Source organism: Paenibacillus lactis (assembly GCF_017873605.1).
Classification (GTDB): Bacteria; Bacillota; Bacilli; order Paenibacillales; family Paenibacillaceae; genus Paenibacillus_AQ; species Paenibacillus_AQ lactis.
This window is the reverse complement of sequence record NZ_JAGGKI010000038.1, coordinates 1-18,038: the sequence shown is the minus strand read 5'-3', so window position 1 is coordinate 18,038 and position 18,038 is coordinate 1. Positions and strand designations below refer to the sequence as shown.

General features: G+C 49.1%; 17 protein-coding genes. 3 read left to right on the top strand and 14 right to left on the bottom strand.

Annotation, left to right across the window (positions count from 1 at the left end; genetic code table 11):
* Positions 1-100: 100 nt before the first annotated feature.
* The gene (locus J2Z18_RS30060) at positions 101-559 is read right to left on the bottom strand and encodes a hypothetical protein (protein WP_007131082.1); all 459 of its coding nucleotides are present in this window, start codon (positions 557-559) and stop codon (positions 101-103) included.
* Positions 560-944: 385 nt separating this feature from the next.
* Here J2Z18_RS30060 and J2Z18_RS30055 point away from each other — a divergent pair, with 385 nt between their 5' ends.
* On the top strand, positions 945-1,520 hold the full coding sequence (locus tag J2Z18_RS30055; protein ID WP_007131081.1) for an RNA polymerase sigma factor: 576 nt from the start codon (positions 945-947) through the stop codon (positions 1,518-1,520).
* The gene (locus J2Z18_RS30050) at positions 1,513-2,301 is read left to right on the top strand and encodes a DUF4367 domain-containing protein (RefSeq protein ID WP_210095774.1); all 789 of its coding nucleotides are present in this window, start codon (positions 1,513-1,515) and stop codon (positions 2,299-2,301) included. Before J2Z18_RS30055 ends, J2Z18_RS30050 begins: the two co-directional genes overlap by 8 nt.
* 44 nt (positions 2,302-2,345) lie before the next feature.
* Here the strand turns inward: J2Z18_RS30050 and J2Z18_RS30045 are convergent, their stop codons facing one another.
* The 10 genes from J2Z18_RS30045 to J2Z18_RS30000 all read right to left on the bottom strand — a co-directional run bounded on the left by J2Z18_RS30045 (position 2,346) and on the right by J2Z18_RS30000 (position 14,533).
* Positions 2,346-2,819 (bottom strand): hypothetical protein, encoded by a 474-nt coding sequence (locus J2Z18_RS30045; protein WP_210095773.1) that lies wholly within the window; start codon positions 2,817-2,819, stop codon positions 2,346-2,348.
* Positions 2,820-3,154: 335 nt separating this feature from the next.
* Positions 3,155-4,777, bottom strand: a complete 1,623-nt coding sequence (locus tag J2Z18_RS30040; RefSeq protein ID WP_210095772.1) for a response regulator transcription factor — start codon at positions 4,775-4,777, stop codon at positions 3,155-3,157.
* Between the two features lie 204 nt (positions 4,778-4,981).
* On the bottom strand, positions 4,982-6,307 hold the full coding sequence (locus tag J2Z18_RS30035) for an ABC transporter substrate-binding protein (RefSeq protein ID WP_210095771.1): 1,326 nt from the start codon (positions 6,305-6,307) through the stop codon (positions 4,982-4,984).
* 112 nt (positions 6,308-6,419) lie between these two features.
* The gene (locus J2Z18_RS30030; RefSeq protein WP_210095770.1) at positions 6,420-8,144 is read right to left on the bottom strand and encodes a sensor histidine kinase; all 1,725 of its coding nucleotides are present in this window, start codon (positions 8,142-8,144) and stop codon (positions 6,420-6,422) included.
* 120 nt (positions 8,145-8,264) lie between these two features.
* The gene (locus tag J2Z18_RS30025; RefSeq protein ID WP_210095769.1) at positions 8,265-9,110 is read right to left on the bottom strand and encodes a carbohydrate ABC transporter permease; all 846 of its coding nucleotides are present in this window, start codon (positions 9,108-9,110) and stop codon (positions 8,265-8,267) included.
* Positions 9,107-10,060: a carbohydrate ABC transporter permease gene (locus J2Z18_RS30020; protein WP_210095768.1), complete on the bottom strand. Its 954-nt coding sequence runs from the start codon at positions 10,058-10,060 to the stop codon at positions 9,107-9,109. The genes J2Z18_RS30025 and J2Z18_RS30020 overlap by 4 nt, the downstream gene beginning before the upstream one ends.
* A 514-nt stretch (positions 10,061-10,574) precedes the next feature.
* Positions 10,575-10,970, bottom strand: a complete 396-nt coding sequence (locus J2Z18_RS30015; RefSeq protein WP_210095767.1) for a hypothetical protein — start codon at positions 10,968-10,970, stop codon at positions 10,575-10,577.
* Positions 10,971-11,163: 193 nt separating this feature from the next.
* Positions 11,164-12,303 (bottom strand): NADH:flavin oxidoreductase, encoded by a 1,140-nt coding sequence (locus tag J2Z18_RS30010; RefSeq protein WP_210095766.1) that lies wholly within the window; start codon positions 12,301-12,303, stop codon positions 11,164-11,166.
* A gap of 38 nt (positions 12,304-12,341) precedes the next feature.
* Positions 12,342-13,880, bottom strand: coding sequence for a DHA2 family efflux MFS transporter permease subunit (locus tag J2Z18_RS30005; protein WP_210095765.1), 1,539 nt, complete (start codon positions 13,878-13,880; stop codon positions 12,342-12,344).
* Positions 13,881-13,918: 38 nt separating this feature from the next.
* Complete coding sequence (locus J2Z18_RS30000; RefSeq protein WP_028404445.1) at positions 13,919-14,533, bottom strand: FMN-dependent NADH-azoreductase; 615 nt, start codon at positions 14,531-14,533, stop codon at positions 13,919-13,921.
* A gap of 164 nt (positions 14,534-14,697) precedes the next feature.
* Between J2Z18_RS30000 and J2Z18_RS29995 the strand changes: the two genes are divergently transcribed.
* On the top strand, positions 14,698-15,354 hold the full coding sequence (locus tag J2Z18_RS29995) for a helix-turn-helix transcriptional regulator (protein WP_210095764.1): 657 nt from the start codon (positions 14,698-14,700) through the stop codon (positions 15,352-15,354).
* Between the two features lie 113 nt (positions 15,355-15,467).
* On the opposite strand, the gene J2Z18_RS29990 is transcribed toward J2Z18_RS29995, so the two are convergent.
* From J2Z18_RS29990 to J2Z18_RS29980, 3 genes are all read right to left on the bottom strand, one after another.
* Positions 15,468-16,220: a superoxide dismutase family protein gene (locus J2Z18_RS29990; RefSeq protein ID WP_210095763.1), complete on the bottom strand. Its 753-nt coding sequence runs from the start codon at positions 16,218-16,220 to the stop codon at positions 15,468-15,470.
* 197 nt (positions 16,221-16,417) lie between these two features.
* Positions 16,418-16,861 (bottom strand): YhfM domain-containing protein, encoded by a 444-nt coding sequence (locus J2Z18_RS29985; RefSeq protein ID WP_210095762.1) that lies wholly within the window; start codon positions 16,859-16,861, stop codon positions 16,418-16,420.
* 32 nt (positions 16,862-16,893) lie between these two features.
* Positions 16,894-17,745 carry a PRK06761 family protein gene (locus tag J2Z18_RS29980; protein WP_210095761.1) on the bottom strand — a complete coding sequence of 284 codons (852 nt, stop codon included), beginning with the start codon at positions 17,743-17,745 and terminating at the stop codon, positions 16,894-16,896.
* Positions 17,746-18,038: the final 293 nt, after the last annotated feature.

The window sequence follows — 18,038 nt, the reverse complement described above, 5'->3', positions numbered from 1 at the left end:
AGCAATTTATCGCGAAAGAATGCTGTCGCAAGCAGCTTAGTAACGGGATTTCTGTATGAGGGTGTTTTCAAACTGCACTTTTTTTGACAACTCCAGAAGATTAATAAATAAAATAACCAGTTGCATTAATTCGCTGATCAGAGAGATTACCGACTGCAAGGCTCCAGACACTCGTATAAGGTACTGTAATTTTGCCGCTGAGAGGCGGTCTAGAATCTGTTTCTTCCCAATAGAAATTACCAGAATTTCTATCGTATAATCCAACACGTACTAAACCTGCACGTGGACTCCAGCTAATATTATATTCAACGGTATTGCCCTTGCTCATACTGAATTGGCTTACACCATACTCATCATATCCAGCAGGAATATTCCAGTCAATATTGTATCGAGCAAATACCCCTATTTCATCATTAACGATGTTAGCATGTGTCTCGCTACCGTTTACGCTGCTATTGGATTTTTCCTCAATTTTCAATTCAGGAGAAGAAGCAAAAGCTGAAATGGAGAGTGTCATCATCATTACCAATGTCAGAGCAACAGTAAGTAGCTTTTTCATACTGAAAATCCTCCTTAGAATTTAATAGAAAACAATAAACAATAGACTAGCCCCTAAAAGAACTCACCTCCCCCTTTATTACTTTGTGTGCCACCTCGCTTCTAATAGCAAATGTCTTTATGCTAGTGCACAGCCTCTTGTCTCTTGCTCTTAGAAATAAGGCAGTCTCTAAGATGCCTGTTTAATCAAAAAGAGCTAATCTACTACTAAAACGAATTATAATAGTAAATTATGACTGTTTTTCCCTAAACTTTTTTTAGGGAAATTTCTTTATTGATAACAATAAGGAAATATATAGGGTTTTATGATAATATTTTACTAGTAGTAGTGACTGGTTCATAGGAAATTATGTCTAGCAGATAAAGAATAATGGGGGAGGGTATAAGTGGAGCAGGAGGAACAATGGTTGTATTTCTTACGCAGCAATTTCTTTGATTTAGACCACGAGGCCCAAAGGTTAGCCTATGAAGCTTATCGGCATTTAGTCTATCGGGACATTTTCTTTCTGACACGAAGTCATGAACTGACTGAGGATGTTGTGCAGGAATCATTCTACAAGGTGGTGGCTAAAGCCCCGCAACTGAAAAGCACTATGCATCTCAAGGCCTGGATCGTTAAAGTCGCAAGAAATCACGCCTATGATTTGTTCAAAAAGAATAAAAAGTATCGTCATCTAAGGGAGCCTCAGGTCGTTATTGATTTAGAGGTTCCTTCCTTTCACCCTACAGTAGCCGAACAGGTGGAAGATCAGATTCGAAACGAGATACTTCACGAGGCCCTTAATGAGTTAAGCCCCGAGTATCGTCAGGCTTTGTTCAAGTATTACATCGAGGAGAAACCGTATAAGGAAATTGCACAAGAGCTTGGTAAAACCGAGCAAGCTTTAGCCCAAACGATGGTCAGAGCCAGAAAGAAATTGTACCGCTATTTTTCAAAAAGATGGGTTGATGCCGATGAATGACGAATTCAAACACAACGATGAACTTTTACAAAAGTGGTTAAAAGATGTTCATCAAGACGTAAATATTCCAGACGGTACCCAATCATGGTTAGAAGTGAAAGCTCAGTTGGATAAAATAAGAACACGCAGGCGTTGGATTAGGCGACTCCAATTAGGCGCGTTGGTCGCTTGTGCGTCTTTGCTCATTAGTTTTTTCATAACGACAGACTTGCCTACCGCTTATTCCCAGTTCCAAGGCCTTGTTAAAAAAGTTCAGGAGAACTTTATCGATATTTTCTTTGAAGACCCTGAACCTTATATTGAACAAAATCCTGAAGCCAAAACGTCGTCTCCACCACCAGACGCTATAGTTTCGCCTCCTCCACGCGGAGAAGGCCGTATGGAAGAAACAAGTTTGGATGATGCAAGAAGAAAGGTCATGTTCACTCTGGTTTCTCCTACCTATTTACCAGCCGGTTATGCTTTAGAAACTGTCCGTATATTTCAGGATTCTGACGGGGAGTACCGGACGGTTTTTATGGAATATGTCAATGGAGAAGGACAGATCCTTCAATTCAATCAGCACTTGATTCGAGAGAATTCCTCCCCGGAGAAAACAACGATTAACCATGCCATGGCCATTATTAAGGATACTGTCATTAACGGTTATAAAGCAGTTCTGATTATTCAAGATCCCGATTTAACCCATTTAGAGTGGATCACCGCCGATCATATTAAACAATCTATCTTTGGGGTCTTGGCTGAAGAGGAAATCATTTCAGTTGCGGAATCTTTACAGTAAACAAAAAGTAGCAGGTACTTAAGGAACCCTGCTACTTTTTGTTATCACCTGTCTGGAATTAGAATTGATCCCGAATATAACGTCCCCTCTTCTTTTACGCTTCCATGTTGCGTCCAATGAGACGATTTAGAGCGATAATAATAGCCTGGGGCTACCGTAACCTCATGTTCCGTGTATGTATTTGAGGAAGTTGCTAACTCTGCCTTGGGACTGCGGTAAATGTCCACCCAACTTGAGCCTGTCCATCGTTGCAGAGTCAATTGTACACCGATGGTATCTACTCGCTGCTTGGCTGTGCTATATCCTGAAATGCTAATTTTTGAATTTCCAATATTACTAACACTTGTCCCTCCGTTGTTCAAATACTTGTAGTTCGGATCGAATAGGGAATAATTCGTTAGCGGCAGCTCGTCATCGGACGGGGATTGCGTTTCATCCATCGATTCGGCTGAAACTAACTGCGCCGAGAACAACAGTAGCATGGCGAAACATAAAAAAGACAAAACTATTTTCTTCATTCGTTTTCATCCTTTCTGTTTTCCTTTACTATTAAAACGACTTATCCCCATCAAATATGACGCAATTTTTATTTCGGATAAGAAAATGTAATTCCTCAGCCACGAATAACAAAAAGACCTTGAATTCGACCTAGGTTGAATTCAAGGTCCTCACCACCATGAGTTGATCATTCGATGATGTTAATCTTCGATGATGTTAATCTTTGATCCCGATTTCCGATAAAAATACGCATTGATGACATTGCGCCACCACTCCTTTGCGGCTCCCCTGCTCCCCATCACGCCATTCCTTTGCTCTCTCCAGTCTTCCAGCAGTTCTTAACGCCTCCCCAGAATCATTTCACAAGCTCCGTCGGATTCATGCCCGTGAATTTCTTGAATACCGTGCTGAAATACGGAACGTTTTTATATCCGACCTTTTCGGCGACTTCGTAAACCAACGCATTTTTCTCCATCAGCAGCTCCCGGGCCTTCTCGACCCGTACTCGGGTCAGGTAATTGTTGAACGTCTCTCCGGTCATGTTCTTAAAAATCATCGACAAGTAGTTTCTCGAAATATATACCTTATCCGCCAGTCCCCCAAGCGTGAGGTCCTCGGCATAGTGCTCGTGAATGTACTCGATCATAAAGTCGACCGCCTGGCGATGCTTTCCGTTCCCGCCCCACTCGCGGCTGCCGAACACGAGCCCGATCTTGGTGATCAGCCATTCGGCCAGCTCGGACGGCCGCTGCAGCTTCGCCATTTCGCGCGTAATGCCGTCATACGGGAAGATATCGTCAACGACGGTCCCCGTCTCATAGAAAGCAAAGGCGATAATGCCCCACAGCTCGCCGGCCAGCATGCCGACGTAGGGTTTGGTGATGCCCCCTTCCTGCTCCAGCCGCTTCATATAATCCCTTATAATCGTCTGTGCCTGATTCTCCTGTGAGGTACGAATCGCGCCGGCCAGCTCCAGGTATAGCTTAACGGGACGCACCGGAGACTTGGCCTCCGCATTGCCCGGCTCCTGTGCACTGTAGAAATACAGCTCATGCTCCGGAACCGCCGGCCGGGAAGTCACATCGATCGCGCGGAAGGCTTCTTCCGTCGAGATGCCGATATCCCTTATGCTGCTCTTGCGTTCACCGATGCCGATCCGAATCTTCAGCTTCAAGTAGTTCCGCACACAGTCGATTAATCGGACACCCAGCTGCTCCAGCCGCTGCCGCACTCGCTCGGCAGGCTCTGTTCGGTCATGATGAATAATGACCACCGAGCGGTTGGTGTGGAGATCCGTGTGGTCGAAGCATGGAAATGCCGCCTGGGTAATTTCGCACGCCATATTGCTGATTGCAAATCGAAGGAGGCTCCAGTCCGGCAAGCTTAATTTGGCTGCCCGTTGGTCGTAGACCAGCTCGATGCCGATGACCGTATGATCGTGATCGGACCAATACCGATAAGGCTCCGGGATTTCCGATTGGAGTCCTGATTGCAGCAGGGTGCCGGCTGCGGCCGATTTGACCCACTCCTTCTCGACGAAGGGCTCGTACAGATGCAGCTTCTGAAGCAGCTCATCCTGCTTGCTGCGCAGCTCTTCGCGCTCCTCCAAATCGGATATCGCCTGGTGTAGCACGGATTTCAGCGTCGGAAGGCTGACCGGCTTGGATAAATAATCGCTTACGTCCAGACGCAAGGCTTGGCGGGCATATTCGAAGTCCGAGTAACCGCTCAGAATGATCACTTTTCCCGTATAGCCGGCGTTCTTCCGCAGGTGCTCGATCATATCCAGACCATTCATGACAGGCATATATAAATCGGTAATCACGATGTCGGGGCTGGCCGATGCAATCATTTCAAGTCCTTCTTCCCCGTTCAACGCTTCCCCCGCCCACTTTGCATTCAGTTCATCCCACGGGATGGCTTTGCGGATTCCCTGCAGCACGGCGCGGTCGTCATCCACGATTCCTATCTTCCACATCTGAAGAGCCTCCTTCTTATTTGCAAAAAGAAAAACAGCTTCACTCTAACAGTAATACGCCATGCCCGATCGGCGTGAAACCGCTCAGGCATGACGTAAACCAGGAATAGACTAAAACTATTTTAACAGACAGTTTCACCGAATAACCGAATCATTTTACTCCCTTGCTGACATCTCGTTCTCAGTCATTCCATTGCATAAGAGTTATTCATATTCTTGCGCGGCCTTCTTCAACGATTCATAGGCCTTCTCCGGCGTCGTTCTGCCGAAGCTCAGCTCATCCCGGACGAGCGGGAAGTCTTTGTCGATGAAGTTCACCCAGCCTTCCGGCCCTGTCGTAAAGATCTGTCCGTCCGGCGTCGTGGCGTCGATCAGCTTCATCCCGACCTTTTCGCCCTCCGGAAGCTTCGGAATCAGCGACTCGGCGATCTTGGCATTGGCTGGCACGCCTCGAGCGGTTCCAAGAATGGCCCCTGCCTCCGGATCGTTGATGAACCAATCGATGAATTTGGCCGCTTCTTCCTTATGCTTGGAATTCGGCGACAGGCTGAAGTACATGGACGGCTTGAGCCAGCCCCCTGCTTCCTCGGCCCGCGGCATCGTAACCAGATCGTACGCCCCTTCCTTCATGCTGTCCCATGTGGTGTAGTTATTGGAGAAGGAGTAGCGGAACAGGATTTTGCCGTTGACCAGCAGGTCGGCCGTCGGATCCATCTCCTTGTCGGATGCGTTTAGATCCGCCGGAGGCACAAGTCCGTCCTTGCGCAGCTGTTCAAACTTCTTCGTCCACTCCAGGAATGTCGCCTCATCGATATTGAATTTGCCGTCTTCCGTGATCAAGGTACCCTTACCCTTGGCATAGTGATACGCGCTGAACATGAAGTAATTGCCGGCATAATCCAGCGTGAAATATTGGCCTTCCGCCAGCTTAGGCTTTACCTCTTCCGCTAATGCGAAGAAATCATCCCATGTCCAGCCATCCTTCGGCATCGTTGCGCCCAGCTTCTCCAAAGCTGCCTTGTCGTAGATCATCCCGAAAGCAACCGATCCAAGCGGCACGCCGTATTGCTTGCCGTCTCTCTGCCCGATCGGCAGCAGACTCGGCGTCAATTCATCCAGCTTAACCTTGGAATCGAGCTCTTCGAGCTGGTTGCGGGAGGTCCAGTCCGAAATCCAGCCCGGGTCCATTTGGAAAATATCCGGCTCATTATGCGCCGCTGCCTGCGTAGATAGCTTATCCAGATAACCATCCATCCCGGAGTATTCGGGCTCGAAGGTCACATGCGGATTTTTCGCCGTATAGGCCTCCAATGCCTTCAGTGTCGCTTCATGGCGCGGCTGTGAGCCCCACCACATAATCCGGAGCTTGACGTTGTCTGCCGAACCGCCTTCGGCCTGTGTATTGTTCTTGGATGAGTTTGTGCTGCCTGTGTTTGTGCCGGTGCCTCCGTTACCGCCGCCGCATGCCGCTGCCAGCAAGGAGAACACCATCAATAACGCGAGAATCTGCAATCGCTTCCATTTATTCATGCCGACTTCCCCCTAGAAACAATATATTGTGGTCAATATGATCCTATCAATTCCGGGATGACGGGAGTATAAGAGAGATGCACAATTTATTATAAAATCGTCTGATTATGCATTACGTCTGTGCTTCCTCAAGCCTTGGGAAGATGATCGTTACAACGACCCCTTCAAACTCGCCGTCCTTAACGTGGATCTCATAATTTTCATTAAAAAACGCCGAGAACCGCTCTCTCACATTCCGGATCCCGTAACCGCCCTTGCGGCGATGGCTTCCTTTGCTCTCGGGAGCAAGCCCGCTTCCGTCGTCGGTAATCGTCATGCGGACTCGGCCGTCCTCTTCCTCTGCCTTAATCTGAATTCGGCCGCTTTGCCTTGCATTGAATCCGTGAATGATGGAATTTTCGACGAAAGGCTGGAGCGTCATTTTGGGAATGAATAGATTCCGGACCTCCTGGGAGGCCTGCACCTCATATTCCAGACCATCTTCCCACCGAATCTGCTGGATTTCCAAATAGCATGCGACGTGAGTCAGCTCCTCATCAATCGTAATAAAGCTCTCTCCATGCGAGAGTCCGATGCGGAACATGCGGCCCATCAGCTCCAGAATACGGCTCATCTTCTCCTGTCCCTCGGCAATCGCCATCCAGTTCAGCTGATCCAAGGTGTTATATAGAAAATGCGGATTAATATTGGCTTGGAGCGCTTCGATTTCGGCCTTCCGCTGCTGCTCGTAACGCTGCGCCAGAGATGCGTACAATGCCTGAATTCGCTCATTCAGTCTGCGAAACCCTGCAAACAGAATGCCGAATTCATTGGTGTAATCGCCGGCCAGCTCCGCTTGCTTCCCTCCAACATCGTAATTCTTCATCGCTCTCACTAGCTGGGCGATCGGCTTCAACAATTGCCGACTTAACCATAGCGTTAACAAGAAAGCCAGCAATAAGGCTCCGATGCCGATAGTAATGATGGCTCCGGCCAGCTTGACGCTGCCTGACGTTATTCGCTCCCATGGAGTAATCTCCACCAGCATCCAGTTGGAGTCGGCGACTTTGGAATAGACGACCAGAGGCTCGACCCCATGTGGCTGTGTATGCAGCCGAAGCACCCCGGATTGATCCTTGAACCGCAAATCATGCTCCTGCAACCCGGCATCCTTCATCGACGTCCCGACGCTCAGCAGCTCCCTGCCGTTCAGATCCAGCAGCATCCGGTTGGAATCTTTGGAATATCCCTCGAGAATTCCCCGGATCCAATCGGCTTTCACGTGCACGACAAGAATGCCCAAGTACCGTGAGTTGTTGTACACCTTGCGGGAGAAGCTGAGCACCTGCACGTTCCCATTATAGGTCGTTAAATCATGCTCCTCTGACCAGGAGAAGTCATTGTTCTGCAGCAAAGGATACCATGGCTGTGCCTCGGCAGCCTTTAGCTCATGGAATTGAATATAGCTTTGCCGGTCTCCCCACTCGGGCTGCTCCATATATAAATCGATGGCTTGAATTTGTGGAATCGAATACGTAAGATGAGCCAGCGCTTCCTGTATGCCTTTGGAGCGTCTGTAGTGGTTAAACTCATCCTCTTTTCCCGATAGAAACGTAAGCAAATCATTGTCCCTGGACGTGGTCAGCGAGATCTGCTCGATCGACGTCAAGCGTCCCGTAATTTCATTGTTCAGCTCCTCGAGCAGCCTTTTCTGGTAATACGACGTGTTGTCGGCCAATTCCCGCGAAGTCATGGCATAACTGGTCCATACCGTGATCGCCAGCACAATCGTGATCAGCCCTGCAAAGCAAATAATAAACAGGGAATCGATCCGGTATCTCTTGAAGGGATTGATCATACGCGCTCATCCTCCGTGCTCCATGCTTATCCATTCCGATCCGAAAAAAACATTGAAGCCGTGCGGCGAACCGCTGCCTCAATGTTTTCTCATTTTATAATATATCGGCTGGCCTAGCTACTACCCTTTTAATCCTGTGGTAGCCACGCCCTCCACAAAATATTTCTGGGCAAAGACAAACAGCAGCGTAGCCGGCAGAATGGATACGAGCGACATCGCGAGCAGTTGCCCCCATTCCGCGCCGCCTTGCGAATCGTTAATCATCCGCAAAGCCAAGCCTACCGTATATTTATCGACGGAATTAATGTACAGGAGATGGCCCAGGAAGTCATCCCAGTTCCATAGGAAGCAGAAGATGATGACCGTCACGATCGAAGGCTTCATCAAGGGCATCACAATCCGCCAGTAAATCCCGAACCAGCTGCATCCGTCGATTTTGGCCGATTCGTCAAGTTCCCGCGGGATTCCGCGTATGAACTGAACGAGCAGGAAGACGAAGAAGGTTCCTCCCGCCCCTCCCGCTAACGCATGGGGCACGATGAACGGCAGGTAGGTGTTGACCCAGCCGAACTGGTGGAACATCGCATACTGCGGAATGATGAGCACTTGGCCCGGCAGCATCAGCGTGAGCATGAGCAGCGAGAACCAGAAGCCGCGAAGCGGGAAGTCCAGCCTTGCAAATCCGAAGGCGACCAGCGTACAGGAAATGACCGTTACGATGATGACCGCCGTAATTAAATAAAAGGTATTCAGATAGAAGTCGGTAAAGGTGAAGCCCGGAACGGAATTCCAACCGTTAATGTAATTGGACCACTGCGGCACGGACGGGAAGATGGACGGAGAGCTGAGCTCCTGGTTCGTTTTCAGGGAAGCGCCAATCCACCAAATGACCGGATACACCATAACCAAGCTGAAAAGAATGAGTACCGTATGGCGGATCACGGGGTTCCATTTGCGTTTGGTCATTTTCTTTTCCCTCCTTGGCTTTCGGACTCATAGAATACCCAGTACTTCGACGTCAGGTTAATGATCACGGCGGCAGCCACAATCAAGATCAGCATGATCCAGGCCAAGGAAGAGGAATAGCCCAGCTGATAGCGGCTGAATGCCCGTTCGTACAGGTATAACGCATACACATAGGTAGAGTTCATCGGCCCGCCGCCGGTGATGACATATGCAGGCGTGAACATCTGGAAGGAGTTAATGACCCCCATAATGAGATTGAAGAATAACGTGGACGACAGCATCGGAAGCGTGATTTTGAAAAATTGCTTCAGCTTGCCCGCCCCATCCACCGCGGAGGCTTCATACAGATCATTCGGAATCTGCTTCAGGCCCGCGAGGAAAATCACCATCGAGGAGCCGAATTGCCATACCGACAGGCCGATCAGGGACCATAATGCGGTATCGGGGTTGGTGACCCAGCCCGTTCCGGGAATCCCGAAAAATCCAAGCACTTTGTTGAAGAAGCCGTCCACGCCGAAAATATTTTTCCACAGCAGGGACACCGCGATGCTCGCCCCGATTAAGGAAGGGAAATAGATAGCCGTCCGATAGACGGATATCCCGCGCACGGCCTTCTTCAGCAGGAGCGCAACCATCAGCGCGGCAATCAGCTTTAGCGGCACCGAGGCGAGTACATAATAGAATGTAAGCTTGAGCGATTGGGCAAATTTGTCGTCCGCCATAAGGATGCGCTCGTAATTGTCCAGGCCGACCCACTCGATCGGCTTCATGAGCGTGTAATCCGTGAAGGAATAGTAGAGGGACAGCAGCATCGGATAGGCCGTCAACGCCAGAAATCCAATCAGCCAAGGGGAAATAAACAGATAACCTGCAAGGGGAGAGTCCCAGCGCTTGCGAAATGGCTTTTTGCGAACAGGTATTCCGGATGCTGCAGATGTTGCTCGTTCCATGAACTCACTCTCCTTTATTCGTACCTTCAGTATAGAAGGAGAGCCGCCGGGAACTACATAAGACAATTGCTCAAAATCATTCAATATTTTCAGAATGTGTCGTCAGAACGGAAAACCGGAATCCAGGTGTGCCGGATAATCCACAAAAAGATAAGTATAGTTGATGATGAAAAATCCAATGACAAATAGGATCTGGATGATTAGAGCATAGAATTGATATGCCTTTGCGTTTTGTCGACCTTTGGTAAGCAGGTAGAACAGAAGAAGTAGGATGCCTATTACGACCAAGAACCCAACCATGTGCATAGCGAGTAATTCAATTTTATCTTGCCGGGTTAACTCACCAGGTGCACTTGAACTAGCAATGGATCGGGAGGCCTGGATACTCATGTAAGACAGCTTCGATCCCAACCATGTGAGACAAGCGCCGGCAACAACCAGAAGGAAAATTAGTAATATTGACAATGAGAGTTCCCCTTTATTGGTTTTATCTTCATCACGATCCGCCGCCCCATCAATCCCAATCCATAAAAGACGTCGCCATCAGCTCGCTTTCCCTGCAATCCGGACAGGTTAGACGGATCGGGACGTAGTGCTCGATCGGTGTCTGTTTCATTACGGCTCCGCATCTCTTGCAATGGCAAACGTGCCGATACTGTGACCGGTCTGACTGCATCTCGATGTATAATTCATTTTGAATGCCGTCACATTGCGGGCACACGTACAGCGCCTGATAAGCGTCGTATGAGACGGAACCATCCTCCATAAATTCTCCGATCACCTGCTTAAGCACCGGATCTGTGACAAACGAAGCGATAGACTCCAAGGAGATGTACATAAAGCCGATTCCTTCATAAATAATGCTGTTGTAATGGCACGTACCGCACTCCAATTTGAATGCTTCTCCCATGATCATCCCCCGCGGATGGGCTCAGAGGCCCTGGTAGTCTAGTATGAAAAAGAAAGTTAAAGTCCATGTTCTACGAATCCTTGCCGTTCATGTCCTGCGCTTGCGGTAAGGGTCTATATACCTTTCCATAAATCCCCGACCAAATCCTCTTATGAGTTCAGATCCGGTGCACCGAATGATATTCAATCATGGATCAGTATAGGGAATTCAGCGCATCGACTGTGAAAGGTTTCAGCTCGCCGAACCGTCCGTTCCGGATTTTCATCGCCCACTCTGGGTCTACTAACAACGAGCGCCCAACGGCCACCAGATCAAACTCATTTTGCTCAAGTCTTTCGATCAAACCATCGATCCCGGTCACCTGAGTCGCTTGGCCGGAAGCGAAGGAGCGCATGAATTCTTCGTTTAACCCTACGGATCCGACGGTTATGGTCGGTCGTCCGGTCAATAATTTGACCCATCCTGCCAAGTTTAGGTTAGAGCCTTCGAATTCGGGTTCCCAGAAGCGACGGGTCGAACAATGAAAGATATCGACACCTGCGGCTGTCAGCGGCTCAAGGAATGAGGCCAGCTGCTCCGGCGTTTCCGCCAGCTTGGCCGTGTAGTTCGAGGTTTTCCATTGAGATATGCGCAGAGCAATCGGGAAATCGGGACCGACCGCATGCCGAACGGCGCGAATGATTTCTGCAGCGAAACGCGTGGCCCCCTCGAAGCTTTCGCCGCTGTATCGGTCTGATCTCCTATTGGTTTTTTTCCAGAAAAATTGATCAATCAAGTAGCCGTGGGCTCCATGGATTTCGATACCGTCGAAACCGAGTGACTTAGCGTCGGCAGCCGCCTGGGCGAATGCGTCAATCACGGAAAGGATATCCGATTCGGTCATAGGTGCGGTTACTTGATGGCCGGACAGATCGATTCCGGATGGTCCTATAGGGAGAATTTCCGGATTCGGAGGACTGCCTATTTTCCGTGCCATGCCGACATGCCACAGTTGAGGGAAAATAAGGCCTCCTGCCGCATGAACTTCCTCGACAACAGACGACCAGCCTTTCAGAGCAGGGCCGTAGAAATGAGGGACGTTCGGATGGTCAGCTGACGAGGGATGGTTAATGACGGTTCCCTCCGTTATGATGAGCCCCACCCCATTCTCGGCCCGACGCCGGTAATACCGGGCAACATCAGCACCGGGTATGCCATTCGGCGAGAACGATCGGGTCATAGGCGCCATGACGATTCGATTAGGAAGCGTCAATGTACCGATCGAAAATGGCGTAAATAAAGGCTGTACGGAAGGGTGAACGGCGGATGCGTTCCCGTTTGATGGATTAGACATGATAATGAATCCTCCTTATTTGTTCTCTTGCGTAATTATTAAATTTCAAGCCGTGAACTTGTTTTAGCCCGGGATGTCTCTTCGGAACGTTTTTTTATTTTCATCGATCCGACCGTCAGAGCCGCGATGGCGCCGAGGACAGAGAAGCCAAGAAGCAGAACAAATCCTTGTGTAATTGCATGATCCATCGCGTGTGTAAAGTAGGACACCAGCTCCGGTTCAAAACGATCTTTATATCGCAGCACGGTTTCGGCATCCGGCGGATGATAGGACGGGTTGGAGCTCGAATTCAGGTTGAATCGTGTAATTGCCGTCTCGACCGACGCGGTCATTTGGGAATTGACGATGACGGCCATGATCGAAGCGCCCATTACGCCGCCCATGCTGCGGCAGAAGCCGACAAGCGATGAAGCAATACCGATGGATCGTTCTTCAACGCTGTAAGCGACGGCGTTCTGACTGAGACTGTTCAGGGGGCCGAGCACGCCCAGCCCGAGCAGGACAACCATTCCAATGAATTGCCAAAAAGGAACAGCCGGCGAAAGACTCATGAACAAGCTAGAAACAACGATTCCGATCCCCATATTGACCACCATGACGGTCCGGATTTGGAAGCGGGTGAGAATTAAACCCATCAGAACGGAGCCGATGATCATGGACAACATCAACGGAGTCAGCAATAAATTTAATCGGCTTTCTCCCAGTACATAGTTGGTATAGAGCGGCAGGTAGGTCATCGCGGCGAACATCATGGCACCTTGACAGAAGACGACGATGCTTGTTCCTGTCACCATACGGTTTTTGAATAGCTTGAGCGGCAAGATGGGCTCCATGGCCCGCCGTTCCACAGTGAAGAAACTTATGACCGCCATAACCGAAATCCCGAACAAGGCCATGATCTTCCAGGAGGTCCATGATACGTTATTACCGCCAAGTTCGAGCGCAATCATGGAACAGACCGTAGCAATGACAATCAGTATGGCACCAAGCACATCGATTTTCGGCTTCGTCTCCGCTCGGGATTCCCGTAGCGTCAGGAGCATTGCCGCGAACGAGAGGATCCCGATCGGCAAGTTGATATAGAAGCACCAACGCCAGGATAGCGTTTCGGAAATCCACATACCGATCTGCGGCCCCGCAATCGAAGAGAGTCCGAATACGGCACCAAATATCCCCGACAGCTTCCCCGATTCTTTGGGATCGGTATACAAGGTATATATCAAGGAGAAGGAAATCGGAAAAATACCGCCGGATCCGATTCCTTGTATGACCCGGTAAATGCTAAGCTGCTCCATCGTCTGGGCCGTTCCGCAGAGTGCGGAGCCCAGAAGGAAGATGCCGATGGAAACCAAATACAAGGTCTTCCTCCCGAAAAGATCGGAGAGCTTGCCGAATATTAACATCGTGCTCGTTCCGGCCAGTGCGTAGGTGGTATAAATCCAGGTGACTCTATCCAGACCGCCGATGTCGTCTATGATCTTGCTGACACTTGCCGATACGATCGTGTGATCCAGTGCGGTCAGCACCAAGCCTAAAGCAATGGACATCAGTATGATAAACCTTCGTTGTTGGGCCAATCGACTCCACTCCCTCTATTTTCGATATCCAGCCGCCGTCAGAACATTTTTGCCGCAAGTGCCGTGTTTCTGAGACCTTCAGCAATGATGGTCTCCCTGCGATTGGGGTATTGGTTATGACCTTCTATAACAATCGTGGTGATGTCCGTAATGCCGAACACCTGCAAATGCCTTTTGACAAAACTAACCGCAAGCTCATCTTGTTCCGCATAGATACCGCCCCTGGCATTTAATAGAGCGACTTTCTTGCCTTGCAATAGTCCGACCAAGCCTTCCGCTGTATATTTAAAGGTTTTACGGGGCTGATGCAGATAGTCCAAATACGAATGCAAGACAGCTGGAACCGTAAGATTCCAAAGCGGGAAAGCTATGACGATTTTATCGGCTACAAGAAACTGATCCAGGTACTTACGAACCATCTGTTGCTCGGCTTCTTCTTCCGGTGTGAGCGTCAAGCCTTGGGCGATTTTATAATTTCCCGTTATCATCGTGGTCCCCAGATAGGGCAGCGGTTCATGAAATAAATTCACTTCCACAATAGCCTCCTGAAGGTGTGATTCCTTATAGCTTGACAAGAAGGCTTCGTACATTTGCACACTGACAGCGTGCTCCGCCGGGCGATTGCTCGCTTGAATAAATAACGTTGTTGTCATTTCATTTCCTCCATTCATAGGCCACTTTTGATGGGCTACACTTTATAAAGTATTTTATTTATAAAACAAATTTAACCAGTTTCTTTTGACTTTGTAAAGAACTTTCTTTAGAATATAAGGGGAGAAGCATCTCTCGTAATATGTGATGTGGGGGTCGTGAACCATTGAAAAAGAAGGACGAGTCATCTGTAACATCCACCAGAAAAGCCATTGTAACGCTGCTGAAGCAGCATGGTCCTATGGATGCCGTTACGTTAGCTTCGAAGTTATCATTGACAGGGATGGCTGTGCGTCAGCATTTATATGAACTACAGAAACAGGAAGTCGTTGAATATGAGGAAGAGGCTCGTCCCATCGGCAGGCCAGCAAAGGTATGGAGGCTGACGGCCTTGGCCAACCGTTGGTTTCCTAACGGCTATTTGCAATTATCGGTCGATTTACTTCATTCGGTCAGGGCCACGTTCGGAGATGAAGGATTGGGGAGAGTGCTTGAGGACCTCAAACATAATCAAATAATAAAATATCGGGAGCATTTGTCCGATGCGGACAGCCTAAGGGACAGGCTCCAAAAGCTGGTCATGATCCGTATGAACGAAGGGTATTTTCCGGAAATACAAGAGCAGGAGGACGGAAGCTTCTTATTCGTACAGAAACATTGCCCGATCGCAGAGGCTGTCGCTGTTAGTTCCCGTTTTACCGATAACGAGCTCGAACTGTTTCAATCGGTGCTTGGCGATCATGTGACCATCGAACGTGTTGAATATCTTTTGTCAGACGGCCCCAGCTATGCTTATCGGATAACGGACAATCAGGGTCTGTGAAGATCATCTGGATCAATATACTTTCTGATAACTAAAAAACGCATCTCCCTGTGGAGATGCGTTGTTCACGGGCATTTCTATGTGTTAACCGATAGCGCCGCCTGCTTACCTAATTACTCAGGTATGTTCCCGCCAGCCACACGGTCGCCCGAATTGCCCGCCGGATCGGTGACGTTGTCATCCTCGCCGGCATGAATGATCAGCGAGCGCCCAAGTACCGAGTTGGGCTGGCCTTTCTCAAGCGTTCCATGCTGAATGATCGTCTCCGCTTCCACGGTGCCGTCAGCGCCTACGACCAGGTTCGGCATGTCGCCGACATGGCTTCCTTGCGGATTCTCAAGGCCATGATGCTTGTCGGTCGGATTAAAGTGCCCGCCGGCAGATTTGAAATCCCCATCTTGAATCGGGTTTTCATGCACATGGAACCCATGCTTGCCTGGAGTGAGGCCGGATGCGGTTATCTTCACCTTCACCCCGTCATTGATCTGCTCCAAGGTAGCGGAACCAACAGAATCTCCCGCCGCATTGTACAGCTTGACCACCGGAAGCCCCAAGGAGATCGTCCGGGACGCCTGCTCCCAATATACGGGCTGGCCGACCAGCTCAGAAACCATGCGAACAGGCACATAGGTCGTACCGTTGTGGATAATGGAATCCGGAGCCAACGTCCCTTGGTTCATAAATTGACCGGCTGGTGTAGAGTGGTCTTTACCGTTGACGTAGTAGCTTATTTTAGACGTCGTGTGTTTAATCGCACTTAAGGCTCCTTCGGGGTTGGCAGCTGCCAGCGATAATCCCGAAAACAGCATGGCTCCGGCAAGAAATGCTCCGGCCATATGCTTCAACTTGTAGGTCTTCTTCTTCACTTCATCGCCTCCTGATGATGGTATTCATTCATCTCCCAATACCCCGGTTTTATACGTCTCAACCGTGATTTTATGGGATTTAGGGCTTTCGGCGTTGGCGATTGATTCCAAAGACACGTTCAAGCGATAAACGGATATATTTTAGCACTCGATATCTTCTGAAACTGCTGGAGCAGAAGATCTTACAGGCAGCGGCTTTAATGCCCCTCTGACAAAATAAGTTCTCTCATCCGATCCGTATATTTGGACGAAACCACATATGCATCTTCTCCCCAATCTTTGAAAGCATAGCTGAATACACTTTCCTGTCCCTCTTCCCCTAGCCACAGCCTGATGGCATGAACGGGGGATTGCTGTGCATAAACGACCATCACATCGTAATCCGGATCCGTTCGCTTGGCATCGTCTGGCTGCTTGCGGGCCGTACGAATGGCTTCCTCAAATACGCTTACATCTTTCGCTTCCTTCAAGGACAGCAGTGTTTCCCCATTCATCTCTTCCCAATTCTCAAATGCCGAGATCCGGATTTCGGCGATCTGTTCGTCTAGAAGCTGCATCGTCTCCCAACCGGGTTCTTTCTCGCAGCCTGCCATTAGAACCGTTGTTATACATAGAATCGTAATCGTTAATAAGCGCTTCATTAAACCGTCCTTTCTTATCTATGGAAAAAATATTATTGGATAACTCCATGCAGCTTCAGCTTGTTGATCAGCATGGTTTTGTACGTGTCTTGATCATAAAGGGAGTTATTGATTCGCTCCTTGTTCAGTCCGAGCTTGTCCAAGATGCTGTATTCCAGCTCGCGCCGGGCTTCCAAGACTTGCAGAGTCCCTTCGACGCCTTCTAGTCCGTGACGCTTGCCGTATACCTGCTGGGTGTAGTAATGGACGAAGCCTGTGGCCCAAGCCTCCGGACGTTCCCGGATGGCCTTGCGGAATGCGTATCCGAGATCGTTCTGCTCAATGTAGAACAATAGGGGATTCAGCGGGCGGATCGTCTTTTCCAGCCCCAGCACGTAGTCCGTCACTTGCTCTTCTGGCGCATCATGCTTCACCATGCCGACGGTCACCGGATTCTGAATGAAACAGCACTCAAAAATCATGACCGTCTTCTCATGCAGCGCCTGCTCCGCAAATGTCTCCCACCGATCGGTGATGAGTCTCCTGTTGAGGTCCAGCGGGAGCTCGTAAATATCCTGTTTGGACAACGAATGATATAAATCATCCGGCATAGAGGCTTCATATTCGTTCTTCAATTTCTGGTAGGGCAAGAGATTCCAGCTGCCTTTCTTGGCAGCCCGTCCGATTAATATTTCTTTAAAAGGACCTGCGACCTGCAGCAGACGTCCGAATTCTTCTTTAGTTAAACACGCCGTTCCCTCATAATCTGCCGGATGGTCTGCATCCCCTTCCATGACAAGCCGGGCGTCGATGTTTCGTTCGGTAAGAATGTCATGAATCATCCGGGACGTCGTCGATTTGCCGAACCCAGGCAGGCCCTCAACCATGATTAATTTTGTTATCATTACAAATCCCCTTCAAAGCTAAAAAATAATTACAGCTTCAAGTTATTCTGTAGGACCCAACGGATATCCTTTTCCCCATATAAAAAGGCTGCGAGCGATTTTGCGTCCGCAGCAGTGAGAAATACTCGGTATCTTACCGTATTCCGAAATTGAAACGATATGAATCGAGTCACTTCGGCAAAAGAAAAAGCCCCGAATATGAACTTAACCCTGTCAAGTAGACAGCCTAAAAAAGCAGCCTTAAGCAACCCTAGTTCGGTACTCAACCGGACTAAGGTTGTTTAGTTTTTGTT

What these genes read in the sequence shown, in the direction of transcription:
- J2Z18_RS30060 (WP_007131082.1), bottom strand. Translation starts at nt 559, where the DNA reads ATGAAAAAGCTACTTACTGTTGCTCTGACATTGGTAATGATGATGACA.
- J2Z18_RS30050 (WP_210095774.1), top strand. Translation starts at nt 1,513, where the DNA reads ATGAATGACGAATTCAAACACAACGATGAACTTTTACAAAAGTGGTTA.
- J2Z18_RS30045 (WP_210095773.1), bottom strand. Translation starts at nt 2,819, where the DNA reads ATGAAGAAAATAGTTTTGTCTTTTTTATGTTTCGCCATGCTACTGTTG.
- J2Z18_RS30040 (WP_210095772.1), bottom strand. Translation starts at nt 4,777, where the DNA reads ATGTGGAAGATAGGAATCGTGGATGACGACCGCGCCGTGCTGCAGGGA.
- J2Z18_RS30035 (WP_210095771.1), bottom strand. Translation starts at nt 6,307, where the DNA reads ATGAATAAATGGAAGCGATTGCAGATTCTCGCGTTATTGATGGTGTTC.
- J2Z18_RS30030 (WP_210095770.1), bottom strand. Translation starts at nt 8,144, where the DNA reads ATGATCAATCCCTTCAAGAGATACCGGATCGATTCCCTGTTTATTATT.
- J2Z18_RS30025 (WP_210095769.1), bottom strand. Translation starts at nt 9,110, where the DNA reads ATGACCAAACGCAAATGGAACCCCGTGATCCGCCATACGGTACTCATT.
- J2Z18_RS30020 (WP_210095768.1), bottom strand. Translation starts at nt 10,060, where the DNA reads ATGGAACGAGCAACATCTGCAGCATCCGGAATACCTGTTCGCAAAAAG.
- J2Z18_RS30015 (WP_210095767.1), bottom strand. Translation starts at nt 10,970, where the DNA reads ATGGGAGAAGCATTCAAATTGGAGTGCGGTACGTGCCATTACAACAGC.
- J2Z18_RS30010 (WP_210095766.1), bottom strand. Translation starts at nt 12,303, where the DNA reads ATGTCTAATCCATCAAACGGGAACGCATCCGCCGTTCACCCTTCCGTA.
- J2Z18_RS30000 (WP_028404445.1), bottom strand. Translation starts at nt 14,533, where the DNA reads ATGACAACAACGTTATTTATTCAAGCGAGCAATCGCCCGGCGGAGCAC.
- J2Z18_RS29985 (WP_210095762.1), bottom strand. Translation starts at nt 16,861, where the DNA reads ATGAAGCGCTTATTAACGATTACGATTCTATGTATAACAACGGTTCTA.
- J2Z18_RS29980 (WP_210095761.1), bottom strand. Translation starts at nt 17,745, where the DNA reads ATGATAACAAAATTAATCATGGTTGAGGGCCTGCCTGGGTTCGGCAAA.